17 protein-coding genes are annotated in these 21,790 nt (G+C 69.7%); 7 read left to right on the forward strand and 10 right to left on the reverse strand.

Annotated features, from left to right (window positions below; genetic code table 11):
* Positions 1-77: 77 nt before the first annotated feature.
* Both AC0VYL_RS17220 and AC0VYL_RS17225 read right to left on the reverse strand, forming a co-directional pair.
* Positions 78-1,979: a DNA/RNA helicase domain-containing protein gene (locus tag AC0VYL_RS17220; RefSeq protein ID WP_475480834.1), complete on the reverse strand. Its 1,902-nt coding sequence runs from the start codon at positions 1,977-1,979 to the stop codon at positions 78-80.
* The gene (locus tag AC0VYL_RS17225) at positions 1,979-2,923 is read right to left on the reverse strand and encodes a hypothetical protein (protein WP_475480835.1); all 945 of its coding nucleotides are present in this window, start codon (positions 2,921-2,923) and stop codon (positions 1,979-1,981) included. The genes AC0VYL_RS17220 and AC0VYL_RS17225 overlap by 1 nt, the downstream gene beginning before the upstream one ends.
* A 412-nt stretch (positions 2,924-3,335) precedes the next feature.
* Here AC0VYL_RS17225 and AC0VYL_RS17230 point away from each other — a divergent pair, with 412 nt between their 5' ends.
* The gene (locus AC0VYL_RS17230) at positions 3,336-5,057 is read left to right on the forward strand and encodes a DNA/RNA helicase domain-containing protein (protein WP_475480836.1); all 1,722 of its coding nucleotides are present in this window, start codon (positions 3,336-3,338) and stop codon (positions 5,055-5,057) included.
* Positions 5,058-5,175: 118 nt separating this feature from the next.
* Here AC0VYL_RS17230 and AC0VYL_RS17235 read toward each other — a convergent pair whose 3' ends face one another.
* Complete coding sequence (locus tag AC0VYL_RS17235) at positions 5,176-6,384, reverse strand: PLP-dependent cysteine synthase family protein (RefSeq protein WP_475480837.1); 1,209 nt, start codon at positions 6,382-6,384, stop codon at positions 5,176-5,178.
* A 368-nt stretch (positions 6,385-6,752) separates the two neighbouring features.
* Here AC0VYL_RS17235 and AC0VYL_RS17240 point away from each other — a divergent pair, with 368 nt between their 5' ends.
* Positions 6,753-6,983 (forward strand): hypothetical protein, encoded by a 231-nt coding sequence (locus AC0VYL_RS17240; RefSeq protein WP_475480838.1) that lies wholly within the window; start codon positions 6,753-6,755, stop codon positions 6,981-6,983.
* Positions 6,984-7,025: 42 nt separating this feature from the next.
* On the opposite strand, the gene AC0VYL_RS17245 is transcribed toward AC0VYL_RS17240, so the two are convergent.
* From AC0VYL_RS17245 to AC0VYL_RS17270, 6 genes are all read right to left on the reverse strand, one after another.
* On the reverse strand, positions 7,026-8,399 hold the full coding sequence (locus AC0VYL_RS17245) for a DUF5685 family protein (RefSeq protein WP_475480839.1): 1,374 nt from the start codon (positions 8,397-8,399) through the stop codon (positions 7,026-7,028).
* A gap of 84 nt (positions 8,400-8,483) precedes the next feature.
* The gene (locus AC0VYL_RS17250; RefSeq protein ID WP_475454041.1) at positions 8,484-9,185 is read right to left on the reverse strand and encodes an SEC-C metal-binding domain-containing protein; all 702 of its coding nucleotides are present in this window, start codon (positions 9,183-9,185) and stop codon (positions 8,484-8,486) included.
* Positions 9,186-9,234: 49 nt separating this feature from the next.
* Positions 9,235-11,217 (reverse strand): hypothetical protein, encoded by a 1,983-nt coding sequence (locus tag AC0VYL_RS17255; RefSeq protein WP_475480840.1) that lies wholly within the window; start codon positions 11,215-11,217, stop codon positions 9,235-9,237.
* A gap of 165 nt (positions 11,218-11,382) precedes the next feature.
* A complete protein-coding gene (locus AC0VYL_RS17260; RefSeq protein WP_475454045.1) occupies positions 11,383-11,784 on the reverse strand; it encodes a MerR family transcriptional regulator in 402 nt (133 codons plus the stop codon).
* Positions 11,785-11,847: 63 nt separating this feature from the next.
* Entirely contained in the window at positions 11,848-12,501 is a 654-nt protein-coding gene (locus tag AC0VYL_RS17265) for a TetR/AcrR family transcriptional regulator (protein ID WP_475454047.1), read from the reverse strand.
* A gap of 49 nt (positions 12,502-12,550) precedes the next feature.
* Positions 12,551-13,324, reverse strand: coding sequence for a hypothetical protein (locus AC0VYL_RS17270; protein WP_475480841.1), 774 nt, complete (start codon positions 13,322-13,324; stop codon positions 12,551-12,553).
* 517 nt (positions 13,325-13,841) lie between these two features.
* On the opposite strand from AC0VYL_RS17270, the gene AC0VYL_RS17275 reads away from it, so the two are divergent.
* From AC0VYL_RS17275 to AC0VYL_RS17295, 5 genes are all read left to right on the forward strand, one after another.
* Positions 13,842-15,566 carry an ABC transporter family substrate-binding protein gene (locus AC0VYL_RS17275; protein ID WP_475454051.1) on the forward strand — a complete coding sequence of 575 codons (1,725 nt, stop codon included), beginning with the start codon at positions 13,842-13,844 and terminating at the stop codon, positions 15,564-15,566.
* Between the two features lie 136 nt (positions 15,567-15,702).
* Entirely contained in the window at positions 15,703-17,214 is a 1,512-nt protein-coding gene (locus tag AC0VYL_RS17280; protein ID WP_475480842.1) for an ABC transporter permease, read from the forward strand.
* Between the two features lie 16 nt (positions 17,215-17,230).
* The gene (locus AC0VYL_RS17285; RefSeq protein WP_475480843.1) at positions 17,231-18,247 is read left to right on the forward strand and encodes an ABC transporter permease; all 1,017 of its coding nucleotides are present in this window, start codon (positions 17,231-17,233) and stop codon (positions 18,245-18,247) included.
* Positions 18,247-19,401: an ABC transporter ATP-binding protein gene (locus tag AC0VYL_RS17290; protein ID WP_475480844.1), complete on the forward strand. Its 1,155-nt coding sequence runs from the start codon at positions 18,247-18,249 to the stop codon at positions 19,399-19,401. Before AC0VYL_RS17285 ends, AC0VYL_RS17290 begins: the two co-directional genes overlap by 1 nt.
* Positions 19,398-20,411, forward strand: coding sequence for an ABC transporter ATP-binding protein (locus AC0VYL_RS17295; RefSeq protein ID WP_475454059.1), 1,014 nt, complete (start codon positions 19,398-19,400; stop codon positions 20,409-20,411). Before AC0VYL_RS17290 ends, AC0VYL_RS17295 begins: the two co-directional genes overlap by 4 nt.
* A 77-nt stretch (positions 20,412-20,488) precedes the next feature.
* On the opposite strand, the gene AC0VYL_RS17300 is transcribed toward AC0VYL_RS17295, so the two are convergent.
* Positions 20,489-21,718, reverse strand: coding sequence for an acyl-CoA dehydrogenase family protein (locus tag AC0VYL_RS17300; RefSeq protein ID WP_475480845.1), 1,230 nt, complete (start codon positions 21,716-21,718; stop codon positions 20,489-20,491).
* Positions 21,719-21,790: the final 72 nt, after the last annotated feature.

Consider the following 21,790-nt stretch of genomic DNA (forward strand, 5'->3'; position numbering starts at 1 on the left):
ATGAACGCAGAGAGTCGTGAACTGACCCGATTCTCACAGCGGGGTGGGTGGCGGACACTCTCGTCCGCCACCCTGGTTCATCTGAGGTCTCTGGGCGCGAGTGAGGACAGGAACGCCTGGGTCTCAGGATCGGTGGAGTAGAGGCGGCACGATCTCATGCCACGGGTCATGAGAACGCGGTAGGTGTTCCTGGCCAGTTCGAGGTACTCGTCAGCGTTCACACCTCGGACAGCTCGATCCCGGCTCTCTTCGGGGTGAGCCTCCCACTGGTCACCGCGTCGTACAAGGTCAGGGCCGAAGATGACGCCGGCGTCGTGGTACTCGAGTCCCTGCGCGGTGTAGACGCAGCCGACCTGGCGTTCGCCCCCGGGGCCGGTGGCCCACAGCCAGCTCTCCGGACCAACGAACTCACCGTCGGCCGCGATGGTCTGCTCCTTGCGGAGGTTCCACGGACGTTCCCATTTCTGGGGTTCACCGTGGGGCCCGCCCTCCCACTCGATCTTGACGCCGGGCAACTCCTCGCCCAAACGCACCTCGTCCCAGCCCCAGCAGAATCCGGCGCTGATCCGAGCGGTCCGGTCCTGATCCAGGCACGTGTCGAGCCACCGCTCCATTTCCGACGGGTTGGAGCTGACGGCCAGGTCGTAGTCAGTGCCTGCCCAGGGCCTGGGTTCGTCGTAGAGGAGGTCGTCGACCCAGGAGTTGAACTCGCGGGAGCCGTTGCAGCGGAAACTTCCGTTGAGGCTGTGCGTGACGACGTTGATCGGCGGTGAAGCAGTCTGGGCGAACTCGTGGATTTCCTGCTCGGTCACACCCTCGTTGGGGCGGACCCGCTGGCGCTCGTCGAGGAAGACCACCACGACCGGAACTTCCGAGAGATTCCTCAGCACGTAGGTCCCCAGGCCGCCGCTGCTGCGATGGTAGCGGTGGACCTCGTCGATGATCAGTAGCCGCGAGTCCCTAACCTTGTTCTTGGGTAGCTGGAACAGGGGATCCGAGCCAGGGACCCCCAGAGTCTCGCGCAGGTTGCGGGTCAGTGCGCCGGAAGGAGTCCCGTAGCGAGCACGGACGTTCGGCTTGTTCACGTAGTCCCCGAGCAGCCGCATCGCCAGTGCTGTCTTGCCGCTACCGGGCCCGCCCTTGACGACGATGAGGGTGCGCTTTCCGCTGTCCAGGGCCGTCCGCACGCGCGCCCTGACGTCCAGAAGCGCGGTCTGTTGGTCCCCGACGAGTTTGAACGAGGGTTCTCCACGCACTGCCGCGGCCACGCTGTCCAGAAGAGCCTCGCTCCCCCGCCACCTGGCACCCGTGAAAGTCATGAGGGCATGTTGGTCGAGCCCCTGAACGTCTGCGCACCGAAAGAGTTCACTCAGCTCCATGTCCTCCGAAGAAGAACGCACCTCCTCGCCGCTGACCACTGGCACTCGGTACTCAGCGGGGAGCCCCCCGCTCTCCTGGACCGTGGCGGCCTGGGCACGGGTCGCGTTGTGGAGGAAGACGACTCCGCGAACCTCGAGTCGAGCGACATCGGATTCGAACCACCGTTCCAGGAAGGCCATGTACCCGGCTGTCTGAGCGAGCGGATGGGTCCACAGACGGTCGCCCCCCGGGAGGCGAACCAGGTTCCTGGCGACCGGGTTCGCCTCGGTCCACTGCTTCAACTCCACAACGGTGGCGATCAGATCATCCGGGCCTCGTTGACCGACCAGCAGAGCGTCCATCCGGCTTTCGGTGTCCAGGGTCGCGAACTCCAGGTAGATGTGCAGGTCCTCGAGGCCCGCACGGACCAGGAATTCGAGGAGCGGCGGCCAACTGTTTCGCCAGCTTCGCACCTCGGAGTCGCCCGGCTCTCCGAACCCCGCCGACTGGTAGGCGAGGACACAGCGATCGACGAAGTCCGGCTGCAGCAGCTCCTTGGCCGTGTCACCGACACGACCGGCGTGGACGTACCTGAGGGGGCTGGGGGGTGTTTCCGGCATCATCTCTCATTCACATTGGCGATGTTTCCACGGTGCCAGGCGAAGTACTCGGCGTTGTTCTTCGTGAAGGCGGAGCAACTCTTGCCAAGGCGTTCCACCGCCGAGACGAGCGCCCCGTCCTTTGCTTTTTCGGATGCCTGGACGCAACCGTCGACATCCACGTACACGTAGCCGTGTTCGAAGAGGGCGTCGCAACCAAGGACACAGGCGAACATCAGGTTGTGGGGGTCAAGGCGCACTTCGTGAGGGCTTTGGCTGCGCCTGCGGATATGCGCGGTGTGTACCAGACGTACGGGCAACAGCAGTTGACACAGATCGCAGTACACCTCGGATCTGCCGTTGAGCTTCTTCCTCCGCAGTTTCTTCTGCTCGGCGCGTGCGAGGACATAGGCGCGGCGGTCGAGGTCGGAGGGTAGGTCCCAGTTGGTGCTGTCGGCGGGGTCCTCCGTGTCCGTGAGCCCGTCCTCGTAGTCTTCGAGCACCTTCTGGAAAAGCTTCTCCTGGACGGACTCCCGGCTTTCGGGTGAGAAGGCCCCGCCTTCGCCGCAGGCCGATCTGCGCAGGGCCTCAATGCCCTCCGGGCCGATGTCGTCCCTGGTCACGTCTTCCCAAGTGTCGACGAACTCCAAAGGCACCCTGTAGGGGTAGACGTCGTCCGCCCAGACCGGGCTCGAGTGCTCATACAGCCCTCCTGTCAGGCGAGCGACCTCGATCCGGGAGATCGTCTTCTCCTGTGCTACGTCCGCCTTGATGTGCCCCGAACCACCAAAGCCCAGGTACAGGTAGTCCCCCTCTTTGAGGGATGCGAGGAGGTCGTGGTTCCTCACGACGCCTCTCCGGTTGGGCTTCCAGCCCCAGACCGACTGCTCGATACCGGTCTCGAGGTTCTTCTCCGCAGCGTTCGCAACGTAGACGTAGACCCGAGCGACATCGCTCTCGTTCAAGGTTCCAGCTCCTGATCATTCCGCAGTCAGGCATCTCACCACGAATGCGTGTAAATACTTCCAATCCCTCTTATGCTAGGAAATGGGTGTGACACTACTGGTCACTCGCACCCATCCTGCGACCCGTGTGGGTGAAGGACGGCGCCAGCCGCCGCGTATCGCTAGCCTGGCCCGGTACGTCTCGCGGCCCGACAGGCTTCCTGCCCCGTAGGACACGCCTCCACCCGCACGAGATACCCCTTCGTGCTGCCCTGGAGTGTTCTTGACGGCCTTCCGCCGATCTGCCTCGTCCGTGTCGCGTGTCTCCGAGCTCGAGGAGCAGCTCGGTGAGCTCATCTCCGAGCATCTCCGTTTCACCACTGGGCGCTCCGCGAGCCCCTCCGAGGTCCGTTCGTGGAACCGGAGTCTGCCTGTGCTCGCGAGCGACCTGGTGGACGCTGGGCTTGGTGAGGTCGAGATGCTCATGGAATACCGCCTGCCCCTGTCCGGCAAGCGCGTGGACGTGGTGCTCGCGGGTCACCATCCCGAGACGAACGACCACAGTTACGTGGTGGTCGAGCTCAAGCAGTGGAGCGAGGCCGAGTCATGGGAGGAGGACCCCAAAATGGTGCTGGTCCCCCACCAGCCGGGCGGCCCCAAACTCCACCCGGTTCTCCAAGTCCGCGGCTACTGCGACTACATCGGCGACTTCGTCTCGTCCGTCACCGACCCCGAGAAGCAGCTCCGGGGCGCGGCCTATCTGCACAACGCCTACGACCCCGCCGTACGCGATCTCTTCGATCTTCCGCAAGACGGCAACAGTCGACTCTTCACGGCCCAGCGTCGCGGGGAGTTCCTCGACTTCCTCCGTGGAAGGCTCGCCCCACTGGCAGGTGCCGACTCCGCCGACCACCTCCTGAGTGGGAAGACCCGACCCAGCAAGCAGTTGATGAAGGTCGCGGCGGTCGAGGTGAAGGAGAGAACCCAGTTCACCCTGCTCGATGAGCAGCGCACCGCCTTCCAGATGGTCATGCACGCGGTGGATCGCGCGCACGCGGAGGATCGCAAGACCGCCGTCATCATCAGCGGCGGCCCCGGAAGCGGTAAGAGCGTCATCGCTCTGTCCCTCCTCGGCGAGCTCTCCCGCAAAGGCGTCAGCACGCTGCACGCGACCGGTTCCAAGGCCTTCACCACGACCATGCGCAAGGTCGCGGGCAAGCGCAGCCCGCGGGTGAAGGAGCTGTTCAAGTACTTCAACAGCTTCATGGAGGCCTCGAAGAACCAGTTCGAGGTATTGATCTGCGACGAATCGCACCGCATCCGCGAGACCTCAGCCAACCGGTACACCAAGGCCACACTGCGTACGGGTAGGCCTCAGGTGGACGAACTCCTAGCGGCGGCCAGGGTCCCCGTCTTCCTCCTCGACGAGCACCAGGTCGTCCGCCCGGGGGAGATGGGCACCGTGGAGACCATCCGAGAGCACGCTGCGGACATGGGGCTCGAGGTCCACCAGGTCGACCTGGCCGGCCAGTTCCGCTGCGGCGGCAGCGAGCTGTACGAGGAATGGGTTCTCCGCCTTCTGGGGCTGGCCCCGGGCGGCCCCGTCCCGTGGTCCGGGGACGACGACTTCTCCCTGGGCACAGCCGCTTCACCGGCAGAGATGGAGCAGCTCCTGCGACCGGCTCTGGAGCAGGGGTACACAGCGCGTTTGAGCGCCGGCTACTGCTGGACCTGGAGCAAGGCCGAGAAGGATCGACCGCTGGAGAACGACGTCCGTATCGGAACCTGGGAACGCCCCTGGAACAGCCGTTTGGAGCGCTGGCTGCCGGGTGTACCCCCGAGCGCGCTCTGGGCGACCGAAGAGGGCGGGTTCGACCAGGTGGGATGCGTGTACACGGCTCAGGGGTTCGAGTACGACTGGTCGGGGGTGATCTTGGGACCGGACCTGCTGTTCCGTGACGGACGCCTGGTCATCGACCGTAGCGCCAACAGGGACCCGGCGATGGGGAAGAAGACGACCGACAACGAGGCCGAGGCGCTGATCCGCAACACCTACAAGGTCCTGTTGACCCGGGGCATGCGCGGCACCCTCCTGTACTCGACCGATCCCGAGACCCAGGGGTTCCTCACCTCGCTCGTCAACAGAACGGTCTGACCGGCCTGAGCGGAGCAGGGTTCGCCCTTCTCCTCGGATGTCCTCCTGTACCGATCCCGTTGGCCGCGGGCGGGTCTCGCAACTCGCGAGGGCCCGCCCACGGCCGGTGTGACCCCGCTCAGGCGTCCCTCGCGGCGGGCACGGCGGCGACCACCGGCTCGTTCCAGCGACCGGTCGCGAGGAAGTCCTCCAGCGCCTTCGTGTAGGGCACGAGATCCAGCTTGAGGGTCTGCTCGACCCATTTGTCGTCGTAGTAGCTCTTCATGTACCGCTCGCCCTGGTCGCACATGAGCATGACCACGCTGCCCTGCTCACCGTCGGAGAGCATCTCGGCGACGATCCGCAGGGCTCCCCACAGATTGGTTCCGGTGGAGGGGCCGGCTCGGTGGCGCAGGCGTGACAGAAGCAGGCGCATGGCGGCGATCGAGGCGGCGTCGGGGACCGAGATCATCCGGTCGACGACGGCGGGCAGGAACGAGGGTTCGACCGTCGGGCGCCCGATCCCCTCAATGTGCGATGGGCTCCCCTTGATCCACGTCGAGGGGTCCTCCGGCCACTGGCTCTTGGGGTGGCCCTGGTTGGCCACCCAGTTGGGGAAGAACGCTGAGTTCTGCGGGTCCACGACGCACACGCGGGCATCGCGACGACTGAAGCGGATGTGTCGGCCGATGGTCGCACCGGTGCCGCCGGTGCCCGCTCCCACGACGAACCACTTGGGGTCGGGGTGGCGCTCCTCGGAGATCTGCTGGAAGACGGTCGCCGCGACGTTGTGGTCGTCCCGGTAGTCGTAGGCGCGCTCCGCGTAGGTGAACTGGTCCATGAAGTGCCCCTTCGGGGTCTCCTTGGCCAGCCGTGCGGCTTCCTTCTCGATGTCGCCGTCGGGTCCGGGGTTCTTCACCTCGCCCCCGTAGGCCTTGATGAGCTCCACCTTCTCCACGCTGGTGTTCTTGGGCACCACGGCCGTGAACTTCAGCCCTAGAAGCTGGGCGAAGTAGGCCTCGGAGACCGCCGTGGACCCGCTGGAGGCCTCGAACACGTGCGTGTCGGCCTCGATCCAGCCGGTGCACAGGGCGTGCAGGTAGAGCGCCCGCGCCATGCGGTGCTTCAGACTTCCGGAGGGGTGCACCGACTCGTCCTTGACGTAGAGGTCGATGCCCCACTCTGTGGGGAGGGGGAAGCGGAACACGTGCGTGTCCGCCGAGCGGGTGGCGTCCGCGTGCAACAGGCGCACGGCTTCCTTCACCCAGGCCCGTTTGCGACCGTCGTAGTAGTCGACGATCCGGGTCGTGACGGGTTCCGTGCTCTGCTCGGTCTGTGTCGTGGTCATGCGCCGTGGCTACCCAAGCACCGACACCTCGGATCGCCTCGATGGGAAATCTCTGCGGGCGCCTTCTGTTTGAGACCGGTTTCCGTTGGTTGGTCCTCGCGAGGGGAGGCGGTTTCGGCCCTCCTCATCGAACGATCAGGCGAGGCCACGATGCCGGGGCGAGTGTCGGCTGTCAGTTGGCTCTGAGACAGGTTCTTGGAACTGGTGGCGGGTTGGGCACCGAAAGTTGCCTGATCGTCACCACGTGGGTGCACTGTAAGAGAATGAAGCGCTGCGATTTCTGTGAGCTCCCTGTCGGGGAGGGCTGCGCCTGTGCGCTGCCACGGGACTACATCGGTAGCTGTGGGACCGGGACGCCGTTCTCGACCGTGAGACCGTACCCGTCCGGCGACGCCATCCTCATCTCCCTTCGGGGAGTGGCCCACCGGCTGGGCTGCTCCCACCAGTCCGGCTCGGACGTCAGGGCCCCGTTGTGGGGCTGGATCAACTACCCGGACCCGGGGCTGTGGCAGCGGATCAGTGAGGCCTCGCCGCTCCGCGCCACCGGGGGCAACACCAAGCGCGCGGCCACCCGGCGGTGCCGGAGCTGCGACCACTGACGGACACCGGGACGGGTTCCGTGAAGCCGTCCCGGGACCGGGTCAGCCGCAGTTGCAGTCGCACCCCTCACAGCAGGAACAGTTACTACAGCAGTTGCACGCCTGGCAGCAGGTGCCGCAGGTGTCGGACACGCAGGCGCAGGCCTCGCACCAGGAGTCCCGGGGTTCGCCCGACCACGGGCCGGGGTGGGGGTCGCGGCAGCAGAACTGGCAGGTGCAGCACATGAACAGCGCCGCGGCGCAGCCTGCGAGGAGGCCCCGGCCGCGCTGCGGTTCCCGGAACCCGGGGGTGTCGCAGGAGCAGGCGCCGCAGCAGCCGCCCTTGCCGGAGCGCTTCGAGCCCTTCCCGCCGTGACCGGAGTGGTCCCCGTGGCCGGGGTCGTGGGGCTGGCCGCCGTCGCCGGGGTAGTCGACGTGGCCGCCATGACCGGGATGGCCGCTGTGTCCGCCGTGGCCCGGGTGCGCACCGTGGCCCGGGTGACCCGGATGCCCGACATGACCCGGGTGCGGACCGTGGCCCGGGTGCGGGCCCTGGCCGGGGTGCTGACCGTGGCCGGGGTGGCCGCCGTGGGCGAAGGTACGGGCGACGGCGCGGTTGAGTTCCTGGACGAGGAGCACGCGGACCAGGCGGTCGTCGGTGAACTCGGCTTCCCTCAGGGCCAGGTCCACACCGAGGACGGCGTCGTCGCAGAGTTCCCGCGCGCGGCCGACCGGGGTCCCGGTGGCGGTGAGCGGGTTCCATGAACCGTTGGCGAGGTCCTCCTCGCGGTCCTCGACCGCGTCCAGCAGGTGCGCCACCCGGCCGAAGAGGCGTCCCGCCTCCTGGAGCGGGGCGGCGTTCCCCGGGATCCCCGCCAGGGCGGCGGTGTGCGCGAAGGCCTCTCCGGTGGCCTCCTCGGTCGGACGGGTGACGGTGAGGACGTCGGTGCCCTCGGTGGCGGAGAGCTCGGCCTCGCGCTGGCGGTCGACCACCGTGGCCAGGGCGGTGCCCTCGAAGCCGAGTCCGCTTCCGGTGCGCTGGGCTCCGTTCCGCCATCGGGTGGCCACGCGACCGGCCACGGCGCGCACCCCGGGGCGGGCGTAGGCTCCGTCGCCGTCCTCGATGTGGTCGCTGATCTTGGCCGACGCGAGCATCAGGGAGACCGCCGCGGCCAGGTGGGCGCCGGACCCGTCGGCCACGTCGGCACCGCGCATGCCGCGCAGGAGGCAGCGGCCGGCCGCACGGGTTCCTGCCTGGTCACGGGACTGGGCGGCGGTCAGGACCGACACGACCAGGCCGTCGTAGTTGGTGGCGACCCTGGAGGCCTGGCCGTGGTCGTCCCTCAGGGCGAGACACAGTCCGCACATGTGGGACATCCACTCCCGAGCCAGGTCCTCGGACAACGTGTGCCGACAGGGCCGCAGGATTCCGAACACGAACCGCCACCTCTTCTCCCGGTGCGCCGAGCGCGCACCGACGCGGGATGTGACTCCCGAAAGCGGTGTCCGGTTCGCACAGATTCAGCGGGCCAGTGGCGAATCGCAGCACTTCTTGAACTTGCGGCCCGAACCGCAGGAACAGGGATCGTTGCGGCCGGGCCGCGGGGTGGTGTCGACGGACCGGTTCGGCGCGCCCCCGAGGTCGGTGCGGGCGTCCAGCGGCGGCAGGTAGGCGTCGGTGGAGCGGGTGGCCAGGTCGTGGGCGTCCGGGGCCATGCCGAGCGCCTCGCGCATCCGGGCGCGACCGAGCAGCGGCATCAGGCCGAGCCGGTTGAGCTCGGCCACGGTCTCCGGGGGCTGGGCGAGCATGCCCCGGCAGACGACGTTGTAGCAGTGCAGGGCCTTGGCGTAGTCGCCTCGCGACGCCAGGTCCTCGGCCAGGAGCACGGCGACGCCGCGGTCCGGACCGGAGTCCATGAGTTCGTCGAGCAGGGCGTCGGCCTCGTCGGTCCGGCCCTCGGCACGGAGCATCGTGACGATCTGGTTGGTCGCGAACTGGCGGTGCCCGGCCTTCGGCGCGTGCTCACGCAGCGCCTGGGCGAGTGCGCGCGCCGCGCGTTCGTCCCGTCCGCGCAGGACGTCCACCGCTTCGAGGAGGATCTCACCGGCCTCCTCGGGGTGGGCGGTGAGGTCCCTGAGGTGTCGCTTGGGCAGGTCCAGGTCGCGGATCGCGTCCCACAGCGGTTGCGGGACCGCCGTGGGGGCCGGGGAAGTGTCGGTCATCCTTCCAGGTTAGGGCGTGTCCGGTGGGTGCTGCCCGTCACACGGGCCGTCAGCCCCACGGGGTGACGCGGCCCAGGAGGTCGAGGACTCCCAGCTGGGTGCCGGAGCCGACCTCCAGGCCGATCACGAGGGCGGTCACGGCGAGGGCCGAGACGAGCAGGACCAGCGGCCAGCGCCGGGTCCGTTCCGGGGTCTCGGAGAAGGGTTCCGCGTCGATCCAGGACTGGTCCAGGCGGGCGATCTCCCGGCGGAGGTCCTGGACCTCGGTGTGGTAGCGGTCGCGCTCGTCGCGGACCCGTTGGAGTTCGGCGCGTTCGGCCCGCACGGCGGCGCGGGCGTCGACGACGTCGACATGGGCGCCCTCGGGCCCGCGTTTGGAGTGCCACCGCTCCAGGCGCGCGAGGGGCAGGTCGGCGTACTGGGTGGGCCAGTTGTCGTCGGGGTCGTCGAAGTTCTCGTCGGTCTCGGGCTCGGTCTCGGCCGCGTAGTCGACGGGCTCCTCTTCGAGGGGGCGGACGGCGAGGGGCGGGGCGTCCTCCGGGGTCTTTGGCTCGGGACGGTCGGCGGAGGCGGAGATGGTCCAGATCTCGCGGGGCCCCTCGTCGGCCACCGGGGCCCGTGGGGGCTCGTCCCGGAACCCGGATGGCTCGGGTTCGGTGCTCGTGTCCTCCGAGGACGCGGGGCGTGCGGGCCGCCCGAAGATCGAGAGGGGGTCGTGCTCCGGTTCCGGGGCGGGTTGGCGCCGTGCCACCCCCAGGAAGGTGGGCCCCCGCCTGCCTCCGGCCCAGGTCTCCTGCTCGGCGGTGTCCTGGGAGTCGTCGTCGGCGAAGGGGTCGGGGGCCTCCTCCAGGTCGTCCTCGGGATCGGGCACCGGTTCGTCCGCCAACGGGGCGGGGGTGGGATCGGGCACCGGTTCGTCCGCCAGCGGGGCGGGGGTGGGGTCGATCCAGGTCGGCGGCGAGGGAGCGGGGGGCGGGGCGCTGATCTGCTCCGCGACCGGTCCGCCCTCGGGGATCCCCGCCGTGGCGGGCTGGTCGGGCTCCTCCTGCGGCGCGGGGCGAGGGGCGGGATCCAGCCAGTCGCGGAGGAGGTCGCGGCGCTCACCGAAGGTGGCGGCCTCCGGTACGCCCCGCTCCCTGAGGTGATCGGCCAAGGCGTCGCCGCCCTCCTCCCTCAGGACGGTGACCAGGCCCTCCGCGATTCTGAGGTGCTCCTCCGGGACCGGTGAGAGGAAGGGCGATCCCGCTGCGGCGGGTGGGGCGAAGGCCAGGTGGGGGCCGTCCTCCGGGTCCGGGACCGGCTCGTAGGTGGAGAAGGACCAGCTCCATCCGGCCGCGGGCAGGGCGGCACGCGGGGTGAGAACGTCGTGCAGCACGCGGTGCATGCCCCACAGGAAGCGCAGCTGGGTGGCCTGCCACAGGTCGGCGCGGTCCGGGTCGAGGGTCAGGCGGAGGGGGCGGTCGGGGTGCGCGAGCGCGTGGGCCACGGCCCCGACGAGGATGGGCTCGCCCTCGATCCGGGTCTCGGCGGCGCGCCGGTCGCGGGTGCGCAGGGCGCCGGGTGCGGCGGTGAGTTCCCAGGGCTCGGGGGCGGGCAGGGTCCGCATCGCGGCCCAGCCCGGTTTGGGGGGCCTGCTCGCGGCGGGCCGGGTGTTGGGGTTCTCGTGCAGGGCGAGGACCCGGGGGAAGTCCAGACCGCGGGTGGGCCCGACGATCGCCCAGGCGTGGGCCTCGCGGACGTCGCCGGGCCACCGGTACACGAGGGCGCTCTGTCCGTCGGGGTAGTGGTGGGCCCAGAGGGTCTCCGGGTAGGCGGCCGGGTCGGTGCCGGGCAGCGCCGACCGGTAGTCGGCGGTGAGGGCGGGGATGAGGCGGTCGCGCCAGGAGCGCAGTACGGGCTGGTCCCGGTCGGGGAGGGAGGTGGCCGACGGCCCCGGTCCGACGCGGCCGAGGAGGGTGGGTTCGGCCCAGGCGAAGTGGATCTGGTGGTAGGCACCGGAGTCCGCTTCCAACGCCGTCGTGCTCTCGGGCAACTGAGCCCCTCCCCGTGGTTCGCGGATCTCCGGTGCGCTCGGCCCCGCCGAGCGCCTTCCTAGGGAAGGTATCCGCCCGAAGCGTCAGGAAACCGCGAAAGCGGAGTTATGCGGGCATATACGAGCTTTGTCGGTTCTGTGATCAGCGGGGGCAACCGGGCCGGGTCAGGCGTTCTCCGGGGAGGCCGCCTCCGGGGCGCCGTCGGAGAGTACGCCCAGGTAGTGGTCGATCTTGTGCTGGATGGTGATCTGGCGTGCCCGCAGCTCCGCGACACGGGTGTCGAGGAGCCGCTGGTGGCCCTGCAACACCTCGAGGCGGTCGGGGACCGTGTGGTCGCCGTCGCGGACCAGCTCGGCGAAGTCGCGCAGCTGGGCGATGGGCATGTCGGTCTCGCGCAGGCAGCGGAGCATGTCCAGGAGTTCGACGTCGTCGGTGCGGTAGCGGCGGTGGCCGTTGGGGGCGCGGTCCACCCTCCGGAGCAGGCCCGCCCTCTCGTAGTACCGCAGGGTGTCGAGCGTGACCCCGAAGCGCTCGGCCACCTCGCCGGGGGTGTGGTAGTCCGTCATCCCGTAAGCATGCGACCTGGACCGCACTCCAGGTCAAGTCCGAGGCGGCGATCCCCCCGGGGGTCAGCCGCCGCTGCCCCGGATGGCGCCGACCACGGCGTCGGTGAGGTCGTCGATGATCTCCCGCTCGCTCACCTCGGGGTGTTCGAGCCACCACTCCCCCGCCGCCTGGACCATGCCCACGACGGCGTGCGCGGCGATCTGGGCCCTCAGACGGCCGCTGATCCGTCCCTCGGTGATCAGCAGGTCCGCGAGCTCCTCGCCCAGGCGGCGCACCATCAGCCCGAGGTCGCTGCGGGTACGCACGTCCTCCGAGGTGGCCCGGTCCATCAGGAACCGGTAGAGGTTGAGGTTCTGCGAGATCATCGACAGGTAGGCGCCGACCGTGGCCCGTGCGCGCACGTCGAAGTCGGTGTGCTGGTACAGCTCGGAGCGGATGGCCTCGATGAGCGGGTCCACGTGGCGCCGGGCCAGCGCCTGGTAGAGGCCGCCCTTGTCACCGAAGTGCCGGTAGAGGATGGGTTTGCTGATCCCCGCCTCGGTGGCGATGGCGAGCATGGAGGCGTCGGGACCGTCGCGCTGGATCACCCGGTCGGCGGCGTCCAGGATGGCCCGCCGCCGCTCGGGGTCGCGGCCGCGCCCGCTCCGTCCCCGCCGGGGCGCCGGCGCGGGGGTGTCGTCGTCGGGCGCGGTCTGCTGTGAGTTTTCGAAGGCCACAAGGGTTCACCGTACTGGAGGGCGGAGCTCGGCGGTCCCGGCGCGCCCCTCAGGTCCGGATCGCGATCCAGGTCGCGCGGGCCAGGGCGAACAGGCGGCCCTCTCCGTCGTGGAGGGTGCTGCCGGTGTGGACTTTGCGGCCGTCGACGGACTCCAGGTGGCCCATGACGACCTGGGTGGAGCCGACCGGCGGGAGCGCCAGGACCTGGACGGTGAACCGGCCGAGGACGATGGGGCGGCCGGAGACGTCGCTGGACCAGCCGCCGGGGCAGTCCAGCGCCGCCCAGACCTGGGCGAGGGCGGCCGTGCCGTCGCCGCCGTCCACCTCCGGGCGGACCTCCCAGGTGCAGGCGACGGTGTTGCCGACCCCGTCGGGCCCCTCCCCCGGGCGGACCCGTCCCGCGAACAGGCGCAGGCCGTCACCCTCGGCGCGTTCGGGGCCGCAGCTGTAGCAGCGGGGGAAGGGGTGCGACTCCCACCCGCCGTACCGCTTCCGGGCCTCCTCGGCCTCGGCGATGCCGACCGGTCCGCCGGGGATCAGTCCGGGGTCGAGGGGGTCGGCGGTCACGGCCTCGGCCACCAGGCGGGCTCGGTCCTCTGCCACGGGGTCGACCAGGCGCAGGCCCTCCTCCGGGGAGCCCTCCACCGTCAACGGGCGGTCCAGCGGCGGCGGGTTGCGCAGCGTGACCTGGACGGCCGGGCCGCCCGGAGCGGTCAGTCGCGCGGCGAGCAGGCCCGCGCTGTAGCCGCCGTTGCCGGAGCCGTCGGGGCCGTTGAAGGCCGCCGGGATGGTGAGGGTGGGGGCGCCGTTGCCTGGTGTCATGGGCCACAGGGTAACGGGGGTGGCGTGGGCGGAACGTCCCGCCCCGGCGGGCGCGGAGCCGCCCGGGGTCCCGTGGTGAGGACGTGAGGGCGGCCCGGAGGGGAAACGGGTCTCGCACTCCGTGAAAGGGCACCCCGGGGCCAATGCACAGGAAACACGGAGGCCCCTTTTCTTCGCACCCTTTCCCACGCTGACCACACACGCACCTCGGAACACGAGGGAATGGAGGACGCCGCCCACCGGAGCGTCGAGTCCCTTCATGGGATGAGATGGCCATGGGCCTTTTCCATGACATGGCAGGTCGGAGCCCTGGATATGGCAGGGATGATCAGCGGGTCAGGGGATCAATCTCAGCCCGATTTCCTCCCTTAAGTTCCATTTTTGGCTAGCTTTGGGGCCAAATGCGCCTCAGCTGGATAACAGCCGGTCGCGGACTATTGCCACGCGCCCACGCGCTGCCCAGAATCCGTTCTACTTCGATCCTGGATTCATCCCCCAACGGCAGAGGAACCACTGCGTGAGAATCACCGGGAACATCACCAAGGCCACGGCCGTGGTCGCGGCGGGAGCGCTCGCGCTCTCCGCGTGCTCGACGTCGGACGGAGGAGGCGGCGCCGCCTCCTCCGACTCCTCCACGATCACCCTGGCGTGGGACCAGGAGTACGACAGCTTCAACAACACCACGGCCGGGGCCAACTCCAGCAAGAACGCGATCGTCAACCACCAGCTGACCAGCGGCTTCTGGTACTTCGGTGAGGGCGGCGCGGTCACCGCCAACACCGACTTCGGGACCTACGAACAGGTCTCCGAGGATCCGCAGGTCGTCGAGTACTCGATCCACCCGGATGCCGTGTGGTCCGACGGGGAGGTCATCGACTGCTCCGACGCGCTGCTCTGGTGGGCGCAGCAGAGCGGACGCTTCGAGTTCTCCTCCAACGGCACGGCGGGTGTCGAGGACACGGTGATGCCCGACTGCGAGATCGGTGACAAGGACTTCGCGCTGGAGTACGAGGTCCCCTTCTCCGACTGGTCCAGCAACGGCCCGGGCAACGGCAACAACACGCTCATGCCCGCCCACGTGGTCGCGGAACAGGGCGGGCTCACCGTCGAGGAGCTCGTGGAGGCCATCCGCGACGAGGATCACGACGCCCTCGCCGGGTCAGTCGAGTTCTTCAACGAGGGCTGGACCGTCAGCGGCGCCCTGCCGGACTCCTCCCTCACCCCCTCCTCCGGCCCCTACCAGCTCGCCGGTTACGAGGCCGGGCAGTCGCTGACCCTGGAACCGAACGAGAGCTGGTGGGGTGCGGCTCCGGCCACCTCCAACATCGTCGTGCGCTGGATCGCCTCCGACGAGCAGACCCAGGCCCTGGAGAACCGCGAGATCAACATCATGCGGCCCCAGCCCACGGTCGACCTGATCAACCAGGTCGAGGCCCTGGAGGGCGTCGAGGTCCAGGTCTACGACGAGTACATCTACGAGCACCTCGACTTCAACTTCGACTCCAGCCCCTTCGAGGAGTACGACCTGCGCGAGGCCTTCGCGCAGTGCGTGCCCCGCCAGTTGATCGTGGACAACCTCATCAAGCCGGTCCAGCCCGAGGCCGAGACCATGGACGTGCGCAACATCGCCCCCTTCGACCCGGGCTACGCGGAGGCCGTCGCGGCCAGCGGCGGCGACCAGTGGGGCGAGGTGGACCTCGACCGCTCGCGGGAACTGCTCGAAGAGCTCGACATGGTCGGCCAGGAGGTGCGGCTCGGCTTCATCGGTGGCAACCCCCGCCGCCAGCAGACCGCGGAGCTGATCAAGGACTCCTGTGACCAGGCCGGGTTCGACGTCCAGATCAACGGCGAGGACACCTTCTTCGACACCGACGGCGGGCTGTCGCAGAACACCTATGACGTGGCCATGTACGCCTGGTCCGGCTCCGCCGAGGTGAGCAGCTGGAACTCCACCTTCCGCTCCCCCGACGAGTGCACCGGCGAGGCCAAGGGCAACAACAACGGCTGCTACGCCAACGACGAACTGGACGGTCTGCTGGCCGACGTCCTCCAGGAGGCCGACCCGGACGCCCAGCTGGAGATCATCAACGAGATCGAGACGATCCTCTGGGACGACCTGGTGACGATCCCGCTGTTCAGCCACCCCGGCACCGCCGCGTGGAGCGACAACGTGGAGAACGTCGTCCCCAACCCGGCGCAGACCGACATCGTCTGGAACGTGTGGGACTGGTCGGTCCAGTAGGCCGCACCGCACCCCAACGCGCGCGGACACCCGTGCCGTCCGGACCCACCCGGACGGCACGGCCCCGGCCCCTGGCCGGAAGGGCCGACCCGCCACCCGCGCGCGAACGTCCCCCAGCCTCCAGGAGTCAGCACCCGTGCTCGTCTTCATCGCGCGAAGACTCGTCGTCTCGGTCTTCGTGCTCTTCGCCGCGACCTTCGTGATGTTCGTCCTCGCGACCAACACCGGTGACCCGCTCGCCGACCTCCGGGAACTACCGGAGAACGCCCGCGAGGCCGCCATGGCGGAGCGGATCGAGCGGATGCGCCTCGACCTCCCCGTCTACTCCCGTTACTTCCTCTGGCTCGTTGGCGCCCTCACCGGTGACTTCGGAGTGAACCGGCAGGGCCAGGACGTCAACGTCCTGCTCACCGACGCCGTCTCGGCCACGATGCAGCTGGTGGTGGCCGCCACCCTCCTCGCCATCATCATCGGCATCGCCATCGGTGTCGTGTCCGCGCTGCGCCAGTACAGCGGGTTCGACCACTCGGTGACCTTCGGCGCCTTCGTCGCCTTCTCCCTGCCCATCTTCTGGGTCGGGGTGCTGCTCAAGCAGTACGGAGCCATCGAGTTCAACGACTGGCTGGCGCAACCGGTCATCCCTCCCCCGGTCATCGCCGTGGTGTCCCTGCTCGCCGGGCTGGCCTGGAGCTCCTTGGTCGTGGGCGACCGCCGTACACGGATCATCGCCTTCGCCGGAGCCTCGGCCGCCACGGCGGGGATCCTCACGTTCGTCTCGGTGACCCGGTGGTTCACCGACCCCGGGCTGGGCCCGGTGGTGGTCGCGGTCAGCGCCTTCGGCGCCGCCGTCGGCTTCAGCGTGCTGATCTCGGGGCCGCGTCCGAACCGGCCGATGTACGCCGCGTTGGCGTCGGCGGCGTTGGGCACGTTCCTGTACTTCGCGCTGTCGCCGGTCCTGGCCGACCCCGACCTGGCCGTCATCGGCGGCCTGGCCCTGGCCACCGTGGTCGTGTGCGTGGCGCTCGGCCACGGGATCGGCGGTGTGCTGTACCGGCGCGAGGCCGTCGCGACGGCGCTGTGGACGGGCCTGTTCACCGGCGGCGTCATCTTCGTCGACCGGATGCTGCGCTCCTTCGCCTCCTACAGCGCCTCCATGCAGGGCCGCCCGATCTCCACGGTGGGCGCCCGCACCCCCAACTACCAGGGAACGTTCTGGGAGCTGTCACTGGACTCGGCGGGCCACCTGGCCCTGCCCACCCTGGCCCTGATCCTGGTCTCCCTGGCGACCTACACCCGCTACAGCCGCGCCAGCATGCTGGAGGTGATGAACCAGGACTACGTGCGCACGGCGCGGGCCAAGGGCCTGCCCGAACGCACGGTGATGACCCGGCACGCCTTCCGCAACGGGCTCATCCCCATCACGACCCTGGCCGCCTACGACTTCGGGACCGTGATCGGCGGGGCGGTGGTCACGGAGACGGTCTTCGGCTGGCGCGCGATGGGGCACCTGCTGCTCACCGGGCTCAACGAGGCCGACCCGGCACCCGTCATGGCGTTCTTCGTGGTGGCGGGCGGCGCGATCGTCCTGTTCAACATGGTCGCCGACATCACCTACGCCTATCTCGACCCCCGGATCCGGCTGTCATGACCGAGGGAGACACTCGATGACGACGCACCACGACGCTCCGCCACCGCACCCCGAGGACGGTCCGCCGGGGCCCGGACACCCGGACTCCGACGCCGCCCAGGGCCTGGACATCGCGGCCCGCACCCAGTGGCAGCTGGTCCGCTCCCGCTTCCTCCGTCACCGCGCCGCCCTGCTCGGCATGGTGCTGCTGGCCGGGGTGGTCCTGCTGTCCTTCAGCTCGATCGGGTTCGGTCCCGTCCCGGGCTGGTGGGACAAGTCCCCCTCAGCGACCGGCCCCCTCACCGACGGGGGCGACCCCACGCTCAGCCTCGTGCCGGGGTTCCTCGGCGGGGCGGGCCTGTCCCTGGGTGAACACCCCTTCGGGCAGGACAACGTCGGCAAGGACTACTTCGCGCTCACCATGCGCGGCACCCAGGTCTCCCTCACCGTGGCCTTCCTCGTCGGGGTCGTGGCCACCGTCGTGGGGACGGTCGTCGGCGCCTGCGCGGGCTACTTCCGGGGCTGGACCGAGACGGTGCTGATGCGGGTCACCGACGTCCTCATCGCGATCCCGCTCCTGGCCATCGCCGCCGCGGCCGCGAAGATCGCCGGTCAGGCGGGGATCCTCTATCTGGGCGTCGTCCTGGGGCTGGTGACCTGGACCCAGACCGCCCGCCTGGTGCGCGGTTCGGTGCTGTCCCTGCGGGAGAAGGAGTTCGTGGAGGCGGCCCGCTCGGTGGGCACCTCCTCGGGCCGCATCATCTTCAAGCACATCCTGCCGAACACGGTGGGCGTGATCATCGTCAGCGTGACGCTCGCGATCGCGGCGGCGGTCCTGCTGGAGTCCGCCCTGTCCTTCCTGGGCATGGGCGTGCAACCGCCGGACACCTCCCTGGGCCGTCTGATCACCGACTACCGGAGCGCGATGGGCACCCGCCCCTGGCTGTTCTACTGGCCCGGCCTCTTCATCATCCTCATCGCGCTCTCCGTCAACTTCATCGGAGACGGCCTGCGCGACGCCTTCGACCCACGACAGAACAGGGTGCGTGACTGATGACCCGGACACCCCCCATGCCACCGCCGGGCGCCGCCGCGGACCCGGCTCTCGACGCCCCGCTCACCGACGCCGCCGGTGAGGTCCACACCGCGCGCACCCTGGCCGACGCGCGCGAGCCCACCGAACACGAGGTGCTGCGGGTGGAGAACCTCAGCGTGGAGTTCCCCACCGACGACGGCGTGGTCAGGGCCGTGCGCGACGTCTCGTACACGCTGTGCGAGCGCGAGGTCCTGTCCATCGTCGGGGAGTCCGGCTCGGGGAAGTCGGTCTCCTCCATGGCGCTGCTGGGCCTGCTCCCCCGAAGCGCGCGCGTCACCGGCCGTGTGCTCTACCGGGGACGGGACCTGCTGGCGATGCGCCGGAAGGAGCTGCGCTCCCTGCGCGGCCGACGGATCTCGATGGTCTTCCAGGACCCCATGACCGCGCTCAACCCGGTGCACACCGTCGGGGACCAGCTGGCCGAGGCGGTCCTGGCGCACGCGCTGGTACCGCCCAGGCAGGCGCTCGAACGCGCCCGGGAGATGCTCGACCTGGTGGGCATCCCCCAGGCCGCGCAACGTCTGCGCAGTTACCCGCACGAGTTCTCCGGGGGCATGCGCCAGCGGGTCATGATCGCCATGGCGATCATCAACGACCCCGACGTGATCATCGCCGACGAACCGACCACGGCGCTGGACGTCACCGTCCAGGCCCAGATCCTGGAGAAGCTGCTGGAGGTCAAGGACACCGTCAACGCCGCGATCCTGCTGATCACGCACGACCTGGGGGTGGTGGCGGGTCTGGCCCACCGGGTCCTGGTCATGTACGCGGGCCGACCGGTGGAGATCGGGGACACCGACGAGGTGTTCTACCGGACCCGGATGCCGTACACGGCGGGGCTGCTGGGCTCGACACCGTCCATGACCTCGGTGCGCGGCGAACGCCTCCGGCCGATCCGCGGCACCCCGCCGTCCCTGATCCGCCTGCCCCCGGGCTGTCCGTTCTCCCCGCGCTGTCCGCTGGCCGACGCCACGTGCCGGTCGGCCGAGCCCGCGCTGGTCAGGGTGGACGGGCCCGACAGCGGGCACCTGGCCTCCTGTCACCACGGTGACCGGCTGGTGGACGTGGCGGACCCGACGGCCTTCTTCCGTGACGGGGGGACGGAACGATGACGACCGTCGCAGGGGAACGCGGCGCCCTGGGCGCCCCCGACGCCCCACTGCTCGAGGTCCGGGATCTGGAGGTGCGCTTCCCCGTGCACGGCTCCGGGTTCCTGCGCCGCGTGATCGGCCAGGTCCACGCGGTCAACGGGGTCAGTCTGCGACTGGCCGAGCGGGAGACCCTCGGCGTGGTCGGGGAGTCCGGCTGCGGGAAGTCCACCACGGGCCGGGCCATCCTCCAACTGGTCGCGCCCACCGCGGGGTCGGTGCGCTTCCGGGGGGAGGAGCTCACCACGATGTCCCCGGCGAGGATGCAGCGGGTCAGGCGCGAGGTGGGCATGGTCTTCCAGGACCCCTACGCCTCGCTCAACCCCCGACTCCCGGTGAACGACATCATCGCGGAACCGTTGAAGGTGCACCGCCGCTGGAGTGACGGCGGCCCCGAGCGGGTGGCCGAGCTCCTGCGGATGGTGGGTCTGAGCCCCGAGCACGGGAACCGCTACCCGCACGAGTTCTCCGGAGGCCAGCGGCAGAGGGTGGGAATCGCCCGGGCCCTGGCGCTGGAACCCAGCCTCCTGGTGCTCGACGAGCCCGTCTCCGCGCTGGACGTCTCGGTGCAGGCCGGAGTGGTGAACCTGCTGGCGGAGCTCCAGGAGCGGCTGGGGTTGTCGTACGTGTTCATCGCGCACGACCTGTCGGTGGTGCGGCACATCTCGGACCGGGTGGCGGTGATGTACCTGGGCGGGGTGGTGGAGACCGGCACCCGTGAGGACGTCTACGACCGGGCCTCGCACCCGTACACGATCGCCCTGCTGTCGGCGGCGCCCTGGGCCGACCCGCGTACGGAGCGGGTACGGGAGCGGATCGTCCTCACGGGCGACGTGCCGAGCCCGGTGGACCCGCCCAGCGGCTGCCGGTTCCGCACCCGCTGTTGGAAGGCACGGGACCTGTGCGCCGAGGAGGTGCCGGAGCTGGTGGACCGGGGGGCGGGGCACCCGGTGGCCTGCCACTTCCCCGAGTAGGCGGTGCGCGGGCGCGGGGTGTCCTCACCCCGCGCCCGCCAGGCCCGCCGGCCCGGGACGTCCGGCCGCCGCCGTTCCTAACGGATCGGCAGGCCGGTGATGGTGCGGCCGATGATGAGTTTCTGGATCTCGCTGGCGCCCTCGAAGATGGTGAAGATGGAGGCGTCGCGGTGCCAGCGTTCCACGGGGTAGTCCCGGGTGTAGCCGTTGCCGCCGAGGATGCGCAGGGAGTTCTGGGTGACGTAGGTGGCGGTCTCGGAGGCGTAGAGCTTGCTCATGGAGCCCTCGGCGTTGGTGAAGTCCTTGCCGTTGCGCGCCATCCAGGCGGCTCGCCACACCAGCAACCGGGCGGCGTCGATCCGGGTGGCCATGTCGGCCAGGAGGAAGGCCACGCCCTGGTTGTCCCCGATCGGCCTGCCGAACTGCTCGCGCTGGACGGAGTAGTCCCGCGCGTACTCGTACGCCGCCCGCGCGCAGCCCACCGCCATGACACCGACGCTCGGACGGGAGGCCTCGAAGGTCTTCATGGCGGCCTGGCCCTTGGAGCGCCTGCCCTCCCTGGCGCGGGCGATCCGCTCGTCCAGTTTCTCCTTGCCGCCCAGGAGGCAGGAGCCGGGGACGCGCACGTCGTCCAGGACGACCTCGGCGGTGTGTGAGGCGCGGATGCCGTGCTTGGCGAACTTCTGGCCCTGGGACAGGCCGGGGGTGTTCGGCGGGATGACGAAGGACGCCTGCCCGCGCGAGCCCAGCTCGGGTTCCACGGAGGCCACGACGACGTGGACGTGGGCGATGCCGCCGTTGGTGGCCCAGGTCTTGACGCCGTTGATCACCCACTCGTCCTTGGCCTGGTCGTAGACCGCGCGGGTGCGGATGGCGGAGACGTCCGAACCCGCGTCGGGCTCGGAGGAACAGAAGGCGCCGAGTTTGACGTCGTCGGCGCTACCGAACATCTGCGGCACCCATTCGAAGAGCTGTTCCTGGGTGCCGTTGGAGGCGACGGAGACGGCGGCCAGACCGGTTCCGGTGATCGCCAGGGCGATACCCGGGTCACCCCAGTACAGCTCCTCGAAGGCGACGGGGATACCGAGTCCGGTGGGCTCCAACCACTGGTTGGCGAAGAAGTCCAGCGAGTACAGGCCGATCTTGGCGGCCTCCTGGATGATCGGCCAGGGGGTCTCCTCCCGCTCGTCCCACTCGGCGGCGGCGGGGCGGATGACGTCGGCGGCGAACCCGTGGGCCCAGTCCCGGACGTCGCGAACGTCCTCGCTCAGTTCCAGGCTGAAGGCGGGAGCGGTGGCCTCACTCATGCGATTGCGTCCTTTGTTGGATCCTCCGGGGGACGGAGGGGCGACCATGAAGTGCTACCAACGGTAACAGTC

The sequence above is a fragment of the Nocardiopsis sp. iso_238 genome (assembly GCF_056173325.1).